Below are 18684 nucleotides of genomic sequence, written 5' to 3' on the forward strand. Positions count from 1 at the left end.
TCAAATCTTATTAAAAGAGCAAGTAGGCAGAGAACAAGCCAAAATAGCACGCAACTTGAAACAGGCACGTTTTATCGATACGAAGACGCTTGAAACCTATCAGTGGCATAAAGACATTTGTTTACCTAGTCATTTAACAAAAGAAGAATTAGAGCAGCTGGATTTTATTCAGAGAAAAGAGAATGTTATTTTAGTTGGCGCACCCGGCACAGGTAAGACACATTTAGCCTCAGCCCTTGGCCGAAAGGCTTGTGAGTATGGGTTTGAAGTCCGTTTTTATCGCGTTTCACATTTAGTTGAGGAACTAGAGCAAGCCTTGCATACGGGGAAAATGAAGCAATTTAGAAATAAATTAGAAAAAGTGGATTTAATGATTTTAGATGAAATGGGTTATTTGCCTTTTGGCAAAGAAGGAGCAGAATTACTATTTCAAATTATTTCAGAATTCTATGAACAAAAGAGTCTGATTATCACATCAAATTTAGAGTTTAGTCAGTGGAACCGTATTTTCTCGGATTCACGTTTAACGGCAGCTCTGGTGGATCGTTTGATTCACCATGCCCATATTATTTCGTACACGGGCCAAAGCTTCCGTTTAACAAACGCATTGTCGAGAAAATAAGGAAAATATCGGGTGGCAACATTCTGTATTTTTCGTTGCAATTCTCTGCACTTTTTTATTGCAAAACACATTTGGTACAGTATGAAGTTTAAGATTTATGTATGGAACCACAACTGTATCATCAAAATTATTTAGACACGAAAAAATCATCAAAAGATGAATCAGGTTGTATAAAAATAGCACGTTTGTACATATTGTAGGCATTATAACTCATTAGAACACTAAGAACAAGAAGCAACAGTTGGATTAAAAAGCTAGTGACAGGGGCAAAAAGAAGCGTTAATAATAAAAAAAATGCAATTCCTCCATAAAAAAAAGCTGTGTTTTTATTCTTCATAGTAGTCCTCTCTTTCAAACATCATAATAAATTATAGACAAAAAATAGATTTTCTAAACATTTCCATTTACAAAAAATAAATGCTATAGATTATTTCAAAAAAATTTAAAAGATGGTTATCAAGCGTTTTATTTTTTTAGAATAGGGAAAGGTGATAAAGTAAAGAATAGAATTTGAAAAAAATGTAATATTATTTACGCAGTATCCATAGCTTACAAAAAAGGAGTATACCGATGAACAGTGATTTAGAGGAATATTTGATGAACGGTGATTTTGAACAAGCGTTTCATATAGCACAAACAATTTCATATGATGAGTTAGAGAAGCAGATGTTGTATTTAGCGTATGAAAACGAATCCATTGCCATTTATACATTTATTAATTCATTGCTTATCGAACTTGAATCATGGAAATTACATGGAATCGCTTATAAACTATTAACGAGTAGTCTTAGTTTTATGGAAGGTGCTTATATTTCAGCAGCATATCATGCACGTAAAGCAATTGAAATTACAAGTTATCAAGAAATTGGACCACTAGAAGATTTATTATTTTTATATACAGAATCGCTTGAACTCATTTCACAACCAGAAGCGTTACGCCTTGCGAAAGATATTCTTAAATTAGACGAGCATCATAAGCTAGCAAAGCAAGTCATCGGGAAGCTCTCCAATAGAAAATAGGGGGAACTTCAATGAAAAAAATATTTTTACAACCACATGATATTTCGTATGCTGCACAATTAGCGGCAATGCTTGCAACCCCATCTATTAAGCAAGCATTGGCATTAACGGATGAGGAATGCACATTACAGGCGATGGAGCAATTTATTCGGGTGATGCAGCTAGAAGAAATGGAAGGGCATTTTTATTCGCGTATGATTTTTAATGAACAACGTCATTTAATCGGTGTGATTACATTAAAAAATATTAATGAAACGACAAAAAGCTGTCATATGGGGACATGGATTGCAGAACCATATTGGGGGAAAGGGTACAATTTTTTAGCAAAAGAGAAGATTTTGTATATAGCTTTTACACAATATAATTTACAATATGTTTTTGCCGGAGCACGCGTGGAAAATTTACGTTCGCGTAAGTCACAACGGAATTTGCCATATGTGACAACGAAAGTAGAACGTCAATTTGCGACAGAACATCGGAAATTAGAACGCTTAGAACAAACTACGTGTGTACTTAATGTCGTAAAACGTTTTGATTTTTTAAATTGGTATTACAATGGTCGGATTGCTGGATAAGAGCTACGCGCATCGCGTAGTTCTTTTTTGTTATAAAATAAGCAACTTTTAAACGAGCAAGGCGTCTACATAGATAGAAAAGAACTATTTTATCAAATGAGCTTATTTCAGTAATTATAGAGAAATTAGATGGTTATTATGAATAAGGTAAAAAAATGGTGCTAAGTGCTCTATATATAAAAAGGACTTGTATAAATTTGAGAGTGATATATCGAAAGTTCGAATTCTAATAATGGGCATCAAATTTTTTTGATACTGGTTGCGTTATACTAAAAAACTATGATATTGTAGGTTACAAACATGAAATCAGATAGACAACTGAACACATTTTTGTTGGGGGAATTGAGATGCATTCTACAAAAGAATTATTAGAGAAACATAAAAAAAATAAACGTATTAAACGTTTTTCTAGCTTACGAGAAGTTCCAGCACCAACAGTGAAAATTGGCGATCGTCAAGCTGTGACAGAGGAACTTCAAAAAGCATTGAGCGTATTTGATACTATGAAAGATAAAGAAATTGCAAAACAATCAGAAATTGATTGTTTTGCAGATGCTATCGCAGTTTATGAATTGTACATAAATCAAATGTTGGTCATTATGGATAATGGTGAAAATGCGTGGAATTATTCTAATGCTGAAATCGAAGAATTAGTCGAAAGTGTATCATTACTTTATCGACACTTTGATTCTATTGTTCGTAAAAAATTATTTCAATGGTAAAAAAATAAAAATCCGGGAAGTTTTTTCATTCTCGGATTTTTATTTTTTAAAAAAAGCTTTTTAAGGCTTTTTACCGTCTATAAGACAAGAATCGACAATAAGTATGTGGGTGTGTCGAAAAGACGCTTAAACCGTCTAAAAAACGGCTTTAAGCACATCTGTATGACTGATTATTATAAAGTTGAGTAAAACACTCTATTTTTAAAAAAATTATACATAAAATGTATAAATAGATGCATTTTATATGTATAAAAGAATAAAAGTTAATTTTTGTACAAAAATATGTACATTAAATGTTAGAAATAAACAATCGATCATTTTTTTGAAACTAAAAAAATAACGACATAAGCATTTTTAGAATGTGTCGAAAAAAGTCGCTTTTTCAAAAAAGGACATGTTATATGTTGTAGTGTCAAAAAAATATTATAAAGTGCACCTACAGTCATATATATTACGCGGTGTAAACATATCTGTTAAAAATAGGTAACTTCTTAAACTATCTAAATCTAACATAAATCTCACATTCCGAGTAAAAAAGTTATGAGAATAGTAAAAAAGGGGTTTTTTGTGCAAAAAAATACTGATAGTTCTTCTAAAACTACCAGCAGTATTTTTATTGTTATAATCCGACCGAGACTATCGAGCATCTCCCGGTTTTCATCATTTCAATAAAGTATTCAAGTTTATCAAATTGCGCATTCAATTCTTCTTTAGTATACAAGTCGGCACCTTTATTTGCTTCAAAAGCAAAAGGGTTCGTTGGCATTGCATCAACGAGTGCTCTATACTTTTCAATACATTGTATAAAAGAGGGCATAGAATCTTCCAACAACACGGTAAGTTTAAAATTATCTACTGTTGTATTGATTTTTTTATAGTCACTATTTTCATCCGCTGCAGGAATTCTGAATAGGCAATTTTTATTTTTATAATGGTTCAAGTCATCTGGAATACTAATAATTCTCTCCCATTCCACTCTTTTTTTCGTACTTTCCTCAAACATTTCATCTGTCCACTGGAAAACATCAACCTCAAATTTCCCTATATATTTCTGTATCTCATCGTATGCTATATCCACAAAATAGTCCTCAGATTCAGTATCTTCTTTCTTGTGTTCATACAAATACAAAAGATAATCGTCACCCATACCTAACATTTGTTACATCACCTCTCAAAGTTTTAATAGTTTAGTATTATTACTCTGCTACTCTTTATGAGTATATGTAATTGTTGAAATAAAGGAAATATTCGAGGTTACATTTAAACTGAATTAAAAAATAAAATATAGAATCTTTATCTGCTTTGCTCTTTAAAACCCGATATTCGTTCAAAAAATCTCACATTTTTAAGCGGAAACTTCAAACGACGCTATAAAACGTTGATTTAACAACGTTTCTAAGTGTAACAATCTAACATCTATCTAACATAAATCTCACATTCCGAGTAAAAAAGGATGAAATCTCACGCAATGAACGCTACAATGGGAAAGTAGAAAGTCAATAAATACAAGGGTTACGACCCAATATGAAAGAGGCTAGAACGATGAATGCTTATGATGAATATATGCGCGGTATTGTACAACCAATGCGCGAAGAATTAGTAAATGCAGGATTTACACAATTAATGACAGGTGACGAAGTAGCAGAACATATGCAAGAATCAAAAGGCACGTCTGTAATTGTTATTAACTCAGTATGCGGTTGTGCTGCTGGACTTGCACGTCCGGCAGTAATTGAAGCTGTACAAGCAGTAGAGAACAAACCACAACATTTAGTAACGGTTTTTGCCGGACAAGATAAAGATGCGACAGCACAAGTGCGTGCATTCTTTGAAGAAGTACCGCCATCATCACCATCGATTGCTTTTTGGAAAGATGGTAATTTGGCATACTTTATCCCACGCGAACAAATTGAAGGACAAATGATGGAATCTGTACGTGACCATGTGATCGACGTATTAGATAAAATCGTTGAGTAATTGATGAAAACAGTTGTAACAACTGGCGGGCGCCCCGACGAATTATCTCGTCAGCGCGCCCTTTTTGCATCAACGATGTTAGCGATTCCGTTTATCGAACGTCGCAAGCAATCTATGAAAAAAATGATGGAACAAGAGCAAGCTAATATTTTAATTGCCGGAAAATTGCGATATGAATATTATGCTTTTGGTCAACAAGAACCATTTTTCTTCCATCCTTCTTCAGCTGCGTTTCGTGCAAAACGTCTCGTGCGTGGAGAAAAAGATACGTTTTTAGAAGCGGTGCAGTTAAAAATCGGAGATACATTACTTGATTGTACATTAGGAATGGCAACCGATAGTATGTTGGCAGCCATTCAAGTAGGAGGTACGGGGCGCGTAATTGGCTGTGAAGGGAATCCTATTATTGCATTTATGTTGCAACAAGGACTACAACAATATGATTATGTAGAAGAGAAATTACCAGAGTTAGCTAGTATGCGAAAAATTGAAGTCGTCTCATCAATAGCTGTTAACTATTTGCGGCAACTGCCAACAGCATCTGTTGATGTTGTATATTTAGATCCAATGTTTGAAAAAACAATTGAAGAATCTAAAAATTTTACACCCCTTCGAGAAGCGGGTATTCATGTTTCATTAGATGATGAATGGATGAAGGAAGCGATTCGCGTTGCTAAAAAACGCGTCGTATTAAAAGCTCATTTTCGCTCGTTATTATTTGATAAATATGGTTTTACTCAATTAAAACGCCCGAATACAAAATTCCATTATGGGATTTATGAAAAATGATATTTTTTCGTAGAAGACGCCTTCTTTAAGGAGTAGATAGGCGATGAATACTAGTTGCTTGACCTAGAATGCGTATTCTCATAGTGAATTGCTTGGATAAATATGAAAGTTATAGGACAATTAAAGATGAGGGACGTTTTAAAATTTAATTTTTAGTGAATAAAGAAAGTAGTAGCCAATTTGAGCTACTACTTTTTTGTTGGTACATGAAACTTTCTCAATGTATAAAACGTAACATAATTAAGAATATTTTGAGAGCAGGTGAGTTAAGCATGAAAAAATGGTTTCAAAAAGCAATGGTTTCAGCAGTTGCTGTTGTTACATTGGGCTTAATTACACCATCGCATGCATTTTGGGAAAATGTATTTGAAGGAAATTCGCAACATAAAACATTAATTGAACATCAAAATGAACCGACTACAACACTTGTTGCTTACGCAGAAGAGCAACCGGTAATTGAACAAATATATGAACCGATTGATTTTATGCAAGAAGCAAAGGAGCAAGTTTATTTAAAATTTGGTACGAAAGTTGGACCAAAAATCCAACAAAATTTTGATGAATTAATTTTTCCGAAAATGCAAGAAGCAATTGATTATACAGTCGCACGCGTTGGTGAAGAAGAATGGGCAAATTTGGCAATTACTGAAAATCCAAGTGGCAATTACTCTGAGAAAATTTTCAATATTTATAATCGAGAGACGCATGAAGATATGATTCGTTTCCATGTGCGTACAGAAAATCGACCGTTTGAAGGATTCTACTATAATTTTCACTATCATACATATGAAGATAATTTTGCTTCACATTATGACTTAGGGGAAATTTATTGGAGCAAAAATACGCCACCAAAATGGTTGTCATAAATAAAAAAAGTAGGAATCACCCATTGCTAGGCGGTTCCTACTTTTTTGTACTTACGACATATATTAGCATAGTAATAAGGGAGTAAAGTATTGGGGATTATAGGAACTTGTTGACTATTTATGAGGTTGGAGGTTTTAGCGTAGACATTGTTGTAAATACTTATTGTAAGGGTAGGTGGTTTGATGACAATCGAAGAGGCAAAACAATTTTATATGCATTATGGCGGCGATGAGTTAGTGATGGGGCGTGAAGCAGTTTTACAGTATGCTGCCTTTCAACGTCTTGCAATTCAACCGCATATTATTGAAGAATGGCGCCAACAATTAATCGAGAAGCAATTCGATCATTTTTTTGATGATCCTATGGAAATTTGGCAAAGACATCGCGATATTATTCGGAAAATGTTAGAAAGTACGACACCACAAGAAGAAAATGCGAATCGTCTTATTGAAGTGATGGCACAATTGCCAACAAATTTAGAAGAGGACCAACGCTTAGCGTTACTTGAAAATATGGTAGGGCGCAATATAACAAATTGGGATGCAGGGGTGCGAGCGATTTGTGCAGGTAATGCAGATTTGGCGCCTAAGATGGATGTAATAGTAAAAGATGTAGCTAATTTTAATGGTAGTTACTATAAGGTAGATGAGCGAAAAGATGAACTTATGCGTACATATAAACGTGTTTATCGACTTCATGCAAAGAAAAAAAGATTATGGATTTTTTAGTTGGATTTGAAAAGTAGGAACTACGCGTTTGAATCTACGTTAACCATATCATTTTTAATGAACCGTTATTAAAAATGATGAAAGTCACAGAAAATTCAATGAAAACGCTTAGAGTTTGAACGAATTGTGAAAAGATATGAAAAGGTCTTTTCTTTTTTGAAAATCAGAGTAGAATAGGATTTAAGAAATATGTTATATAACAATTTGCAAAAGTCACCGGAAAATAATAATTGTTGTAATACACAACAATGCGAAATGGAGACCTGAATTATGTGGGTAGTAACTGTATTTAATAATATTAATGACATTCGTATGTTTGAATATGCCGATAAAGCAACAGCAACAGCTAAATTACAAGGTTTCGATAATGCTATTTTGTCATATACAAAATAATCGAACAGATAAATCACGAAGCGTAGCAATTCCAAACACGGAGTTGCTGCGCTTTTTGTGTTATTGTAAAGAGACTTATAGATGGAGGAGATGAGTTTTAGATGTCATTCAACTTTGAGACAACATATACGACATTACCGGCATCATTTTATCGTGAGATAGGACCTAATCGCGTAAAAGAACCATGTATGCTTTTGTGGAATGAACGATTAGCACAACAATTAAATGTTGATGATGAACGAGAAAATGTAGATTTATTTACTGGTTCACAACAACGTGACTATATTGCACAAGCATACGCAGGACATCAATTTGGACATTTTACGATGTTAGGTGATGGTCGTGCTATGTTAATCGGCGAACATGCATATCAACAGCATCGTGTAGATATTCAATTAAAAGGAAGTGGGCGTACACATTATTCTCGTGGAGGTGATGGTCGCGCAGGTATTGGGCCGATGGTGCGCGAATATATTATTTCAGAAGCAATGCATGGCCTAGGTATTCCAACGACACGTAGCTTAGCGGTGACAGCGACTGGCTTACCAGTTTACCGTGAAGAAGTGCAGCAAGGTGCTGTATTGACGAGAGTGGCGGCAAGTCATTTACGCGTAGGAACATTTCAATATGCGCGTCATATGTTAGATGAAAATGCTGTGCGCGACTTAGCGGATTATGCGATGGCGCGTCATTACCCATCGCTTGAACAGGGAAATTATATTGACTTTTTCCGTGTAGTCATGAATCGTCAAGCGCAATTAATTGCACAGTGGCAACTTGTTGGTTTTGTACATGGTGTCATGAATACGGACAATATGACGATAAGTGGTGAGACGATAGATTATGGTCCATGCGCTTTTTTAGATGTTTTCCAATCCAATCAAGTTTTTAGTTCAATTGATCAGCAAGGGCGCTATCGTTATAGCCAACAACCAGCAATTGGCGGTTGGAATTTAACGCGCTTTGCGGAAACAATGCTGCCTTTAATTGATGACAATGAGGAAGTGGCGATCGCTTCATTAGAAGAAGTGCTTAAGAGCTATCCACGAGTATTTGGTGATGCATGGCTAGCAGGTATGCGAGATAAGTTAGGCTTTGCTACAGCACGCCCTGAAGATAAATCATTAGCAGAACAATTGTTAACATTGATGGAAGCACAGCAAGCAGATTTCACGACCACATTCCGTGCTTTATCAGAAGGAACAGCTATCAAAGATTTGGGCGAGTGGAAGAAACAATGGACAGCACGTCTAGAGCAAGAGGGAACAACGGTTGAAGAAGCACAGCAGCGTATGCAACGCGTAAATCCAGCGATTATTGCTCGCAATTATTATGTGGAGGCAGCCATTCAAGATGCAGAAGCTGGCAATATGGAAACAGCTAAAGTGTTAGTTGAAGCATTACAAAACCCATATATTGTACGTGAAGAACATGCATATTTGCGCACATCTCCAGCGATGGCGAAACCGTATGTCACTTATTGTGGCACATAAGTAATCTATTATAGGAATGACCATTTTAAAATCGACAATAAAAAAGCAGGAAGCGCACGCTTCCTGCTTTTTTTGATGTTCAACTATTTATTTTTCAAAAATTTTATAGTCAAACGTATAGCCATCTGCTTGTTGAGGCTCAGAACTAGATACTTCATGCCAATCAGCGTATGCAGGGAAATACGTATCGCCAGGGAATTGATGGTGAATTTCTGTAATGTATAAACGCTCTGCAAGTGGCAAGGCCTCTACAAAAATTTGTCCACCGCCAATAATCATAATTTCCGCATGTTCTTTTTTTGCGAGTTCAATTGCTTGGCTAAGGTTACTTACTGTAGTAATGCCTTCAGCTGCATAGTCGCTATTACGTGTAATAACGATGTTAAGACGTCCAGGTAACGCGCGGCCAATGGATTCAAATGTTTTCCGGCCCATAATAATTGGTTTTCCCATAGTTGTGCGCTTGAAATATGCTAGGTCACCAGGAAGATGCCAAGGCATATCATTTTCATAACCAATGACGCGATTTTCATCGTGTGCAACAATTAATGAAATCATGTTTTTCCCTCCTTATTAAACTGAAATCGGCGCTTTAATGCGCGGATATGGATTATAACCATCAATAATAAGGTCGTCCATTTCATAATCGAAAATAGATTGTTTATCAGTTGTGATGCGTAGTTTTGGTAAAGTTCGAGGTTCACGTGTTAACTGTTCATGTACTTGATTTAAATGATTTTTATATAAATGAGCATCTCCTAGTGTATGAACAAAATCACCCACGTCAAGGTTACATTCTTTAGCAATTAAATGTGTTAGTAGCGCGTAGCTTGCAATATTAAAAGGTACACCAAGGAAAACATCTGCCGAACGTTGATAGAGCTGGCAAGAAAGCTTTCCATCTGCTACATAAAATTGAAATAAAGTATGACATGGTGGGAGCGCCATATCATCTACCTCTGCTGGATTCCATGCGCTGACGATATGACGGCGTGAATTTGGATTTTTTTTGATTGATTCAATCACGTTATGTAATTGATCAATTGTGCCACCAGAAGCATCAGGCCAAGAGCGCCATTGCTTGCCATATACAGGACCTAAATCGCCATATGTTTGTGCAAAATCATCATCATCTAAAATACGTTGTTGGAATAACATCATTTGCTCATCATATGCTTGTTTAAAGTGTTCATCTGTTAATGAACGATGACCGAAATCCGTCATATCGGGGCCATTATAAGCCTCAGACGCTATCCATTTTTCAAACGCCCATTCATCCCAAATATGATTATTTTGAGCAATTAATGTGCGTACATTTGTGTCACCTTTTAAAAACCATAATAATTCGGTAGCAATAAGGCGGAATGCTGTTTTTTTCGTTGTTAAAAGGGGGAAACCCTCCTGTAAATTAAAGCGCATTTGATAGCCAAACACACTGTATGTACCAGTGCCTGTACGGTCGCCTTTGTCATAACCTTCCGCTAAAATATGGCGGCAAAGGTCTAAATATTGTTTCACGTCAACATCCCTCCTGAAATTCTGTGTTTAATAATAACGGAATTTGTAGATGCTTTCCAGCGAATTCTCCTCAAATAGAAAAACAGAGCCTGAAAAATTCAAGCTCTGTTTTAGTTAAACATAAAACATTACAGTTGTTAACATAAAGGCACTACCTGCTAAGACAAATAGATGCCAGATTGCATGATTATAAGGTATTTTATGATTGGCGAAGAAGAATGCACCAATTGTATACATTAAGCCACCAGTTAAAAGATATTGGAAGCCCGTCATCGTAATATGCGTCACAACGGGTTGGAACGCTAAAATAATTAACCAGCCCATACCTAAATAGCAAATAAGTGAAATGGCTTTAAAACGTTCAATGAAAAACATTTTAAAAATGATGCCACATAATGCGAGACCCCATTCGATTCCGAAAATTGTCCAGCCTAGGCTACCGCCGATTGCAATTAATGCAAACGGGGTATATGTACCGGCGATTAAAATATAAATCGAGCAGTGGTCAAAGATGCGGAATAACCGTTTATATTTTTCTGGTGCAGCATGATAGACCGTTGACGCTAAAAAGAGCAGTGTTGTTGAAACACCAAAAATGATAAAACTTGTAATATAAAGTGCAGAGCCGGTTGAAGCGGCTTGTGAAATTAAAAATACAAGTGCCGGAATCGTTAATAAAAACCCGATGCCATGCGTGATGACATTCCATGTTTCTTCGTTATTTTTTCGATAGTCTAACACAGTTGTATTTTCCATCGAGTGACACTCCTATCTATAAAAGGGAAATTTGGATACGTTTTTTCTTTATAAACCTATTATGACAGTCATTTTATCATCCAAATATTGACGTTTGTCACATGTATCATATGACAAACACTAGTAAAATAAGGTATAACATATAGAAGTCGAGCAGAAATGCCTCGAAAGCATGAGAAATGGATGTGTCAATAATTATGAAACGTGTACATGTTGTAACAGATTCAACAAGTGGAATCTCACAACAAGACATTGAAAAATATGGTATTCATGTCGTGCCATTAACAATTTTTATCGATGGGGAGTCATTCCAAGATGGTGAAAACTTAACACCTTCACAATTCTTAGATAAGATGACGCAATCAAAAGCGCTACCAAAAAGTTCTCAACCACCAATGGGCGTATTTGAAGCACTTTTCAATGAATTAGGAAAAGATGGTGATGATGTATTAGTTCTTACGCTGACACATACGCTAAGCGGTACGGTAAGATCCGCAGAGTCAGCAGCGCAGTCGTCAATCGCCAATGTGAAAGTGATGGATTCGCAATTTACATCATGGGCATTAGGGTTCCAAGTATTAGAAGCTGCAAAAATGGCGCAGCAAGGTAATTCATTAGATGAGATTATTGCGCGCGTTGAAACAGTGCGTGATAATATGAAACTTTATTTAGTTGTTGATACGTTAGAAAATTTAATTAAAGGCGGCCGTATCGGAAAAGGTATGGGAATGGTTGGCGCATTATTAAATATTAAACCTGTCGCTACATTACATGAAGGAGCCTTAACAAACTTTGCAAAAGTGCGGAGCCATAAACAAGTAGTAAAATTATTGAAAAAGCAATTTTTAGAAGATACGGCAGGTAAAACGATTAAAGGCATTGGCTTAGAACATGCCAATAGTCCAATATTAACGGAACCATTGCTAGATTTCTTTAAAAATGAAGTTGGCTTTGATGATGTGCATTTCAATGTGACATCACCAATTATTAGTACACATACGGGCGTAGGTGCCATTGGCTTAAGCTATTATGCAGAATAGTCACTTCACATTAGTTTAAAAAAAATTCAATTAGTAGTAACATTAAAGTTGTCCACAATGGGCAACTTTTTTTAGTAGGAGATGGGTATGAGAAAGGGTTTGGCATTATGTGTGCTTGTGCTATCAATAGTTGTACTCAGTGCATGCGATATCACTGCACAATTAGAAAAAGATGGCTGGGTACCATTTAGTCATAAAAAAGAAATAGAAGAGAAACCGATTCATTATGTATCTTTAGGAGACTCGTTGACTGAAGGTGTAGGGGATGAAAAAGACCAAGGCGGATATGTAGGGCGTCTTGCAACGGAAATGCAGCATTGGGATGGCGTTGCAAGCGTGACAGTGACAAATGCCGCTAAAAAAGGCCGCCGTAGTGATCAATTGTTAACACAACTTGAAAGTGGCGAATTAGATGAGACGCTGAAAAATGCTGATATTATTACGCTGACAATTGGTGGAAATGATATTATGAAAATTGTCAAAGCACATATGCAAAGTCTTGATAAAGGAGACTTTGATAATGAATTGCCGTTGTATAAAGAGCGCTATGAAAAAATATTCCACCTCGTTCGGGAACAAAATAAAAAAGTACCAATTATCGCGATTGGTGTCTACAATCCATTTACGGTGTATACGCGTGACGTTGGTCAAACAGACATGATTATGAAACAATATAATGAAGCGATGCAACAAATCATTGAGCAACATAACCATTATGCGATTTTCGTACCGATTAATGATTTATTTATTTCCAATGAGAACAAAGTGTATCACGATGATTATTTTCATCCGAATGCGAAAGGGTATCGTTTAATGGAAGAACGCATTGTGACAACGATAGCACAGCAAGACTTATATACATTATCAAGTGGAAATTTAGACATGAAGGAGAATAGCGATGATGAAAAATAAATGGAAAGTCGCCTTTTTCGGACTGTTAGCGCTTATTATCATAGCGTTTGTCGCCTTATTTGTTGTTGTGACATCTTCATCAGAAGATCAAGCAATTCCTAAAAATTTAGCACAAATTGATGGTAGTGAAGTAACGGTCAACGCAACAGCAAATGATTTTGAAACATTAGCGAATCACTTTATTAGTGATGCGACAGCGGATACACAAATGCCGATGAAGATGTTTGTCGATAAGGATATTACATTGACGAGTAAAGTGAGTGTTTTAGGCGCAACATTACCTGTCACAATGGATTTTGAGCCGTCGATTGATGACAAGGGCAATTTAATTCTTGAGCAAACAAGCATTGAAATTGGACGGTTAAATATTCCGCCAACGACGGCGTTAAAATTAGTGAAAGATTCGGGGAAATTACCGGACTTCATCACTATTCAGCCAAGTAAAAATCAAGCGTATATTAATTTGAATGCGATTCGTATTCCGATTTCAAAAAAGGTAGATGCACATCTTCGTGCAACAAAATTTGATTTAACAAATGACGAAATTGAGTTGAAAGTAATTATTCCATCGAAGGAGTAGAAGTATATGACAAAACAAATTGCAACATTTGCAGGCGGGTGCTTCTGGTGTATGGTCAAGCCATTTGACCAACAACGAGGGATTGAACGCGTCGTGTCAGGCTATACGGGCGGTACCGTTGAAAATCCAACGTATGAACAAGTATGTTCGGAGACAACAGGGCATTATGAAGCAGTGCAAATTACATTTGATGATGAGATTTATCCGTATGCTAATTTAGTGGAACTTTATTGGAAGTTGATTGACCCAACGGATGCAGGTGGGCAATTTTATGACCGAGGTCAAAGCTATCAAACGGCGATTTTTTATCATGATGAACAGCAACAACAAATTGCGGAAGCGTCGCGTGATGCTTTACAGGCTTCCGGGAAATTTGAACGACCAATTACGGTGAAAATTTTGCCTGCAAAACCATTTTACGCTGCTGAAGAGTATCATCAACAGTATTATCAAAAAAATCCGATGCATTATGAACGCTATTCACACGGTTCAGGACGCGTCGCGTTTCAACATCAACATTGGGGGGATATTTATGAAAAATAAAGAACAGCGCTTACAAGAGTTAACGGAAATGCAATATCATGTGACGCAAGAAGAGGGCACTGAACCACCATTTCGCAATGAGTTTGATGAACATTTTGAAGAAGGTTTATATGTAGACATTGTATCGGGTGAGCCACTTTTTACATCAAAAGATAAGTTTGATTCGGGCTGTGGCTGGCCAGCGTTTACGAAACCAGTAGCACTATTGACCGAAAATACTGACATGCGCTTTGGTATGTTGCGTACGGAGGTGCGTAGTAAAGATGCTGATTCGCATTTAGGCCATGTATTCCCAGATGGTCCAGCAGAAACAGGTGGCTTACGCTATTGTATTAATTCGGCAGCGTTGCGTTTTATTCCTAAATCGGAATTAGAGGAGCAAGGATATGGTGAATATGTAGCGCAATTTAAATAGCGCACAAAAAAGGACTCGCGATAATGCGAGTCCTTTTTTGTGCGCTCGTTTATTTTACAGCCGTTGCTTCAATAGCTTTTGCAAAAGCTTGTTCAAAGTCAGCGATTAAATCATCAACATTTTCTAAACCGACAGATAAGCGTAATAACCCTTCTGTAATCCCACGCTTGTCACGCTCTTCTTTTGGAATTGCTGCATGGCTCATTGTGACCGGGTACGATAGAATCGATTCCACGCCACCTAAGCTTACCGCAAAGATTGGGATTTTTACATTTTCAACAAATACCTTTGTAAATTCTTTTGACGGCAGTTCAAATGATAGTACAGCGCCGGCGCTTGTTGCTTGTTTAAAATGAACAGCATGACCAGGATGAGATGCTAGTCCTGGATAGTGTACAGCTGTGACATATTCATTTGTGTCAAGGAAATGAGCAATAGTATTGGCAGAGGCACTTTCCAATGTTAGGCGGGCATTTAATGTTTTAATGCCTTGAATTAATGAAAAGGAATCTTGTGCTCCTAAAATAGCGCCCATTGAATTTTGCATGAAGTAAATATCATTGCCAAGTTCTTCATCTTTTGTGACAGCAAGTCCTGCAATAATATCGCTATGACCACCTAGGAATTTGGTTGCGCTGTGCAGTACAACATCGGCTCCTAAATCAAGTGGTTTTTGATAAAGAGGTGTCATAAAAGTGTTGTCGACAAACGTTTTTAAGTTATGTTTTTTGGCAATGGAAATGATGCCTTCTAAGTCCGTAATGCCAAGTAATGGGTTGGCTGGTGTTTCCGCATATAACACTTTTGTATTGTCTTGAATGGCAGCTTCAACTTCTTTTAAGTTTGTGAAATCTGCAAATGTATGCGTGATATTGTATTTTGGTAATACTTTTGTGACGAAGCGGTATGTACCGCCATAAACTTCAGAGGTAATAACAAGATGATCTCCGGCTTCGAGTGTTAAAAGGGCAGATGCGATTGCGGCAATGCCTGATGAAAATGCAAAACCGCGCGTACCATGCTCTAATTCGGCAATCGTATTTTCAAGTGCTTGGCGTGTTGGATTACCAGAACGGCTATAATCAAATGGTCCAAAGCTATCGAAATGTTCCTGGTCAAATGTTGAAGATACGTAAATAGGTACGTTAACGGCACCTGTTTTAGCTTCGTAATCGCCACGCGTTGAAGCGGTAATTAACGTTGTTTCAAAGTTTTCATTATGATTAGTCATGTGCTGTCACTCCTTCTAATGTTGCAAAAACGCGTTGTAAGTCTGCTTTTAAATCATCGATATCTTCTAACCCAACTGAGAAACGTAATAGCGATGCATCAACCCCGCGTGCAAGACGTTCTTCTTCAGGAATATCAGCATGCGTTTGCGTTGTTGGATACGTGATGAAACTCTCAACCCCGCCGAGGCTTTCAGCGAAGGCGATTAAATCAATACCTTCTAAAAAGGCTGGAACCCACGCTGCTTTTTGTAAACGGAATGAGATCATGCCGCCAAGTCCAGCGTATAAAACATCTTTAACTTCTGGTTGTGCATGTAAAAATTCGATAAGTGCTGTCGCATTTTTCGTGTGCTGCTTCATGCGTAAATGCAATGTTTTTAATCCGCGAATTAATAGCCAACAATCGAATGCGCCAAGTGTAGCGCCACTTGCATTGTGTAATAAGAACAGTTTTTCACTTAATTGTTCACCATTTGCAACGACAAGGCCGGCTAATACATCATTATGACCACCAATATATTTCGTCGCGCTATGAAGCACAATATCCGCCCCTAATTCGATAGGACGTTGATAGTAAGGTGTTAAGAAAGTGTTATCGACGATTAATAATAAATTATGTTGATGTGCAAGCGCTGCATATTCTTCAATAGCAATTTCTTGCATTAAAGGATTTGTCGGTGTTTCAATGAAAATGGCTTTTGTGTTGTCATTGATCAATGTTGCAACTTCATGAACATCATGGAACGGATTAAAATGAGCTTTTATGTCATATTGTGCTTCATATTGCTTGGCTAAACGATATGTACCACCGTATAAATCATCTGGATAGATAATTTCATCACCAGCTTTAAAGAGAGAGAATACAAGTCCTACAGCAGCCATACCGCTACTACAAGCAAACCCAGCAGTACCACCTTCTAAATCCGCGATACCATTTTCTAAAATGTCGCGCGTCGGGTTTTTGGTACGTGTGTAGTCATAGCCTGTCGATTGGCCAAGACCAGGGTGGCGATAAGCGGTTGATAAATAGATGGGTGCATTAATGGCACCAGTACGTTCATCTGAATTGTTCCCAAGTTGTGCTAATTTTGTTTCGATATTTGTCATGTGTCATCATCCTTTATTAATGAAATAAAAACTCCCCAATCTATGCAGTAGAAAGGGGAGGAGAAATCGTCCTTTCTTATCTGCAAGACCATGTCTTCGTGGATGTAGCACCTTCCAAAGGGGTTGCTGAGATGTCAACGGGCCACGTCCCTCAATCTCTCTCGATAAGAAAACCTATTCAATTAATAAGATATAATCAATTAATGGAATTCTAACACTAATTTACAGTTGTGACAATATAAAATCTGAAAAATGATAAAAATCAGAAAAAGGAAACGATATTGGTGCATGTGATGTAATCGATGTTAAAAATAATGACAATTAAAAAGCAGAAATCGCCATCATTAGACGATTTCTGCTTTGATCGTACATTATTTCATTGAAGTTAATTGGAATAGCGTTTTAGAACCTTTTGTAATTTTTACTACACCTGTTGTTGGAGCGATGTAATACGTTTCATTTGCCGCTTTCACCGTCACCGTATTTTGGAATGTACCAGCAGTTGTTTTAACTGTTTTATTGACACCAGTCACTTTATACGTTGTTGAACCATTTTTATATATGTCGCCAACTGCGAATGGATAACCTAATAGTTTTACCGTTTTTTCGCCGGCTTTTTTGTAATATAAACCTTTGTTAGCGACTTCTTTTAAATAGATAGTCGATGTTTTTTTCGTTTTATTATCTTTCATTGACCATACTGTATAGCCTGTAGACGTCTTTTTACCTTTGCTAGAAAGCGTTACCGTCGAGCTGTTTAAGGCATATGTGTATGTTTTTGAAGTGTCTAAAGCATACCCTTTTTTCGTTGATGTAGCGGGTGGTTTATTATCTGTCGTTGCAGCAGGTTTTTTCGCACCAATATAGTCTTTATAGACGTAGGCTGTGCCATTATTATATTTAATTTTTACCCAGCCATCTTTAGTTGTACCATAGGCTGTTACTTTTGTTCCTGGTGTTAATTTACCAAGGATTTTTGATGATACATTTCCTTTTTGACGTACATTTGCGCCAGGTTCTTGAATATATTTTGTCGTTGCTTTTGATGTCAATGGTTTGTTCTCAGTTGTTGATGATGTTACTTTTACATAATCTTTATAGATGTATGCTTTTTTATCATTGAATTGAATTTTTACCCAACCATTTTTATCAGTAGAATAAACTTTAACTTTGTCACCTTTTTTTAAAGCGCCAAGTGAATCGCTTTTTACGTCTGCGCCTTCACGAACTGTGACAGGATTTAAAATTGTACCTGACATTGTTGCTGTAGAAGTTGCAGCAAAAGATGGCGTTGCAACTGTTAATGTAGAAGCAGTTAATACTCCTAAAGATAATGCGTATTTTGTTAATTTCATAATCAATCATCTCCCGTTAGGCCATAATACCACTAAAATG

The 18684-nt window shown here is 36.7% G+C and carries 22 protein-coding genes and 1 riboswitch; of the genes, 15 read left to right on the plus strand and 7 right to left on the minus strand.

Going from position 1 to position 18684, the window contains the following annotated elements:
- The 4 genes from istB to V514_RS0104205 all read left to right on the plus strand — a co-directional run.
- On the plus strand, positions 1–622 hold a 622-nt coding region (istB, locus tag V514_RS0104185), incomplete at its 5' end, for an IS21-like element helper ATPase IstB (RefSeq protein ID WP_029498505.1).
- A gap of 570 nt (positions 623–1192) precedes the next feature.
- Positions 1193–1642, plus strand: a complete 450-nt coding sequence (locus tag V514_RS0104195; protein WP_029498508.1) for a hypothetical protein — start codon at positions 1193–1195, stop codon at positions 1640–1642.
- An 11-nt stretch (positions 1643–1653) separates the two neighbouring features.
- The gene (locus V514_RS0104200) at positions 1654–2217 is read left to right on the plus strand and encodes a GNAT family N-acetyltransferase (protein ID WP_029498509.1); all 564 of its coding nucleotides are present in this window, start codon (positions 1654–1656) and stop codon (positions 2215–2217) included.
- A gap of 347 nt (positions 2218–2564) precedes the next feature.
- Positions 2565–2939: a hypothetical protein gene (locus tag V514_RS0104205; RefSeq protein ID WP_029498510.1), complete on the plus strand. Its 375-nt coding sequence runs from the start codon at positions 2565–2567 to the stop codon at positions 2937–2939.
- 619 nt (positions 2940–3558) lie between these two features.
- Here V514_RS0104205 and V514_RS0104210 read toward each other — a convergent pair.
- Positions 3559–4095, minus strand: coding sequence for a hypothetical protein (locus V514_RS0104210; protein ID WP_029498511.1), 537 nt, complete (start codon positions 4093–4095; stop codon positions 3559–3561).
- Positions 4096–4481: 386 nt separating this feature from the next.
- Between V514_RS0104210 and V514_RS0104215 the strand changes: the two genes are divergently transcribed.
- From V514_RS0104215 to V514_RS0104240, 6 genes are all read left to right on the plus strand, one after another.
- Positions 4482–4916, plus strand: a complete 435-nt coding sequence (locus V514_RS0104215; protein WP_029498512.1) for a BrxA/BrxB family bacilliredoxin — start codon at positions 4482–4484, stop codon at positions 4914–4916.
- A 3-nt stretch (positions 4917–4919) separates the two neighbouring features.
- The gene (locus V514_RS0104220) at positions 4920–5705 is read left to right on the plus strand and encodes a class I SAM-dependent methyltransferase (protein ID WP_029498514.1); all 786 of its coding nucleotides are present in this window, start codon (positions 4920–4922) and stop codon (positions 5703–5705) included.
- Between the two features lie 272 nt (positions 5706–5977).
- Entirely contained in the window at positions 5978–6571 is a 594-nt protein-coding gene (locus V514_RS0104225; RefSeq protein ID WP_029498515.1) for a YpjP family protein, read from the plus strand.
- Between the two features lie 183 nt (positions 6572–6754).
- Complete coding sequence (locus V514_RS0104230) at positions 6755–7300, plus strand: hypothetical protein (RefSeq protein ID WP_029498516.1); 546 nt, start codon at positions 6755–6757, stop codon at positions 7298–7300.
- Positions 7301–7570: 270 nt separating this feature from the next.
- Entirely contained in the window at positions 7571–7693 is a 123-nt protein-coding gene (locus tag V514_RS20750) for a hypothetical protein (protein WP_268744205.1), read from the plus strand.
- 101 nt (positions 7694–7794) lie between these two features.
- Positions 7795–9186, plus strand: coding sequence for a protein adenylyltransferase SelO (locus V514_RS0104240; RefSeq protein WP_029498517.1), 1392 nt, complete (start codon positions 7795–7797; stop codon positions 9184–9186).
- Positions 9187–9273: 87 nt separating this feature from the next.
- On the opposite strand, the gene V514_RS0104245 is transcribed toward V514_RS0104240, so the two are convergent.
- The 3 genes from V514_RS0104245 to trhA form a co-directional block, all read right to left on the minus strand.
- Entirely contained in the window at positions 9274–9744 is a 471-nt protein-coding gene (locus tag V514_RS0104245; protein ID WP_029498518.1) for a dihydrofolate reductase, read from the minus strand.
- Between the two features lie 15 nt (positions 9745–9759).
- Complete coding sequence (locus tag V514_RS0104250) at positions 9760–10704, minus strand: thymidylate synthase (RefSeq protein WP_029498519.1); 945 nt, start codon at positions 10702–10704, stop codon at positions 9760–9762.
- Between the two features lie 114 nt (positions 10705–10818).
- Complete coding sequence (trhA, locus tag V514_RS0104255; protein WP_029498520.1) at positions 10819–11460, minus strand: PAQR family membrane homeostasis protein TrhA; 642 nt, start codon at positions 11458–11460, stop codon at positions 10819–10821.
- A gap of 197 nt (positions 11461–11657) precedes the next feature.
- Here trhA and V514_RS0104260 point away from each other — a divergent pair, with 197 nt between their 5' ends.
- The 5 genes from V514_RS0104260 to msrB all read left to right on the plus strand — a co-directional run bounded on the left by V514_RS0104260 (position 11658) and on the right by msrB (position 14950).
- A complete protein-coding gene (locus V514_RS0104260) occupies positions 11658–12500 on the plus strand; it encodes a DegV family protein (protein ID WP_029498521.1) in 843 nt (280 codons plus the stop codon).
- 87 nt (positions 12501–12587) lie between these two features.
- Positions 12588–13412: an SGNH/GDSL hydrolase family protein gene (locus V514_RS0104265; protein WP_029498522.1), complete on the plus strand. Its 825-nt coding sequence runs from the start codon at positions 12588–12590 to the stop codon at positions 13410–13412.
- Positions 13399–13992: a YpmS family protein gene (locus V514_RS0104270; protein ID WP_029498523.1), complete on the plus strand. Its 594-nt coding sequence runs from the start codon at positions 13399–13401 to the stop codon at positions 13990–13992. Before V514_RS0104265 ends, V514_RS0104270 begins: the two co-directional genes overlap by 14 nt.
- 6 nt (positions 13993–13998) lie before the next feature.
- A complete protein-coding gene (gene msrA, locus V514_RS0104275) occupies positions 13999–14535 on the plus strand; it encodes a peptide-methionine (S)-S-oxide reductase MsrA (RefSeq protein ID WP_029498525.1) in 537 nt (178 codons plus the stop codon).
- Positions 14525–14950 carry a peptide-methionine (R)-S-oxide reductase MsrB gene (gene msrB, locus V514_RS0104280; RefSeq protein WP_029498526.1) on the plus strand — a complete coding sequence of 142 codons (426 nt, stop codon included), beginning with the start codon at positions 14525–14527 and terminating at the stop codon, positions 14948–14950. The genes msrA and msrB overlap by 11 nt, the downstream gene beginning before the upstream one ends.
- A 49-nt stretch (positions 14951–14999) precedes the next feature.
- Here msrB and V514_RS0104285 read toward each other — a convergent pair whose 3' ends face one another.
- The 3 genes from V514_RS0104285 to V514_RS0104295 all read right to left on the minus strand — a co-directional run bounded on the left by V514_RS0104285 (position 15000) and on the right by V514_RS0104295 (position 18644).
- Complete coding sequence (locus tag V514_RS0104285) at positions 15000–16181, minus strand: aminotransferase class I/II-fold pyridoxal phosphate-dependent enzyme (RefSeq protein ID WP_029498527.1); 1182 nt, start codon at positions 16179–16181, stop codon at positions 15000–15002.
- Positions 16174–17289 carry a methionine biosynthesis PLP-dependent protein gene (locus V514_RS0104290; RefSeq protein ID WP_029498529.1) on the minus strand — a complete coding sequence of 372 codons (1116 nt, stop codon included), beginning with the start codon at positions 17287–17289 and terminating at the stop codon, positions 16174–16176. The genes V514_RS0104285 and V514_RS0104290 overlap by 8 nt, the downstream gene beginning before the upstream one ends.
- 73 nt (positions 17290–17362) lie before the next feature.
- Positions 17363–17460: riboswitch (SAM riboswitch) on the minus strand.
- 200 nt (positions 17461–17660) lie between these two features.
- Positions 17661–18644 carry an SH3 domain-containing protein gene (locus tag V514_RS0104295; RefSeq protein WP_029498530.1) on the minus strand — a complete coding sequence of 328 codons (984 nt, stop codon included), beginning with the start codon at positions 18642–18644 and terminating at the stop codon, positions 17661–17663.
- Between the last annotated feature and the right edge of the window lie 40 nt (positions 18645–18684).

Origin of the sequence: Kurthia huakuii LAM0618 (genome assembly GCF_000505545.1) — a bacterium.
GTDB classification, from domain to species: Bacteria; Bacillota; Bacilli; order Bacillales_A; family Planococcaceae; genus Kurthia; species Kurthia huakuii.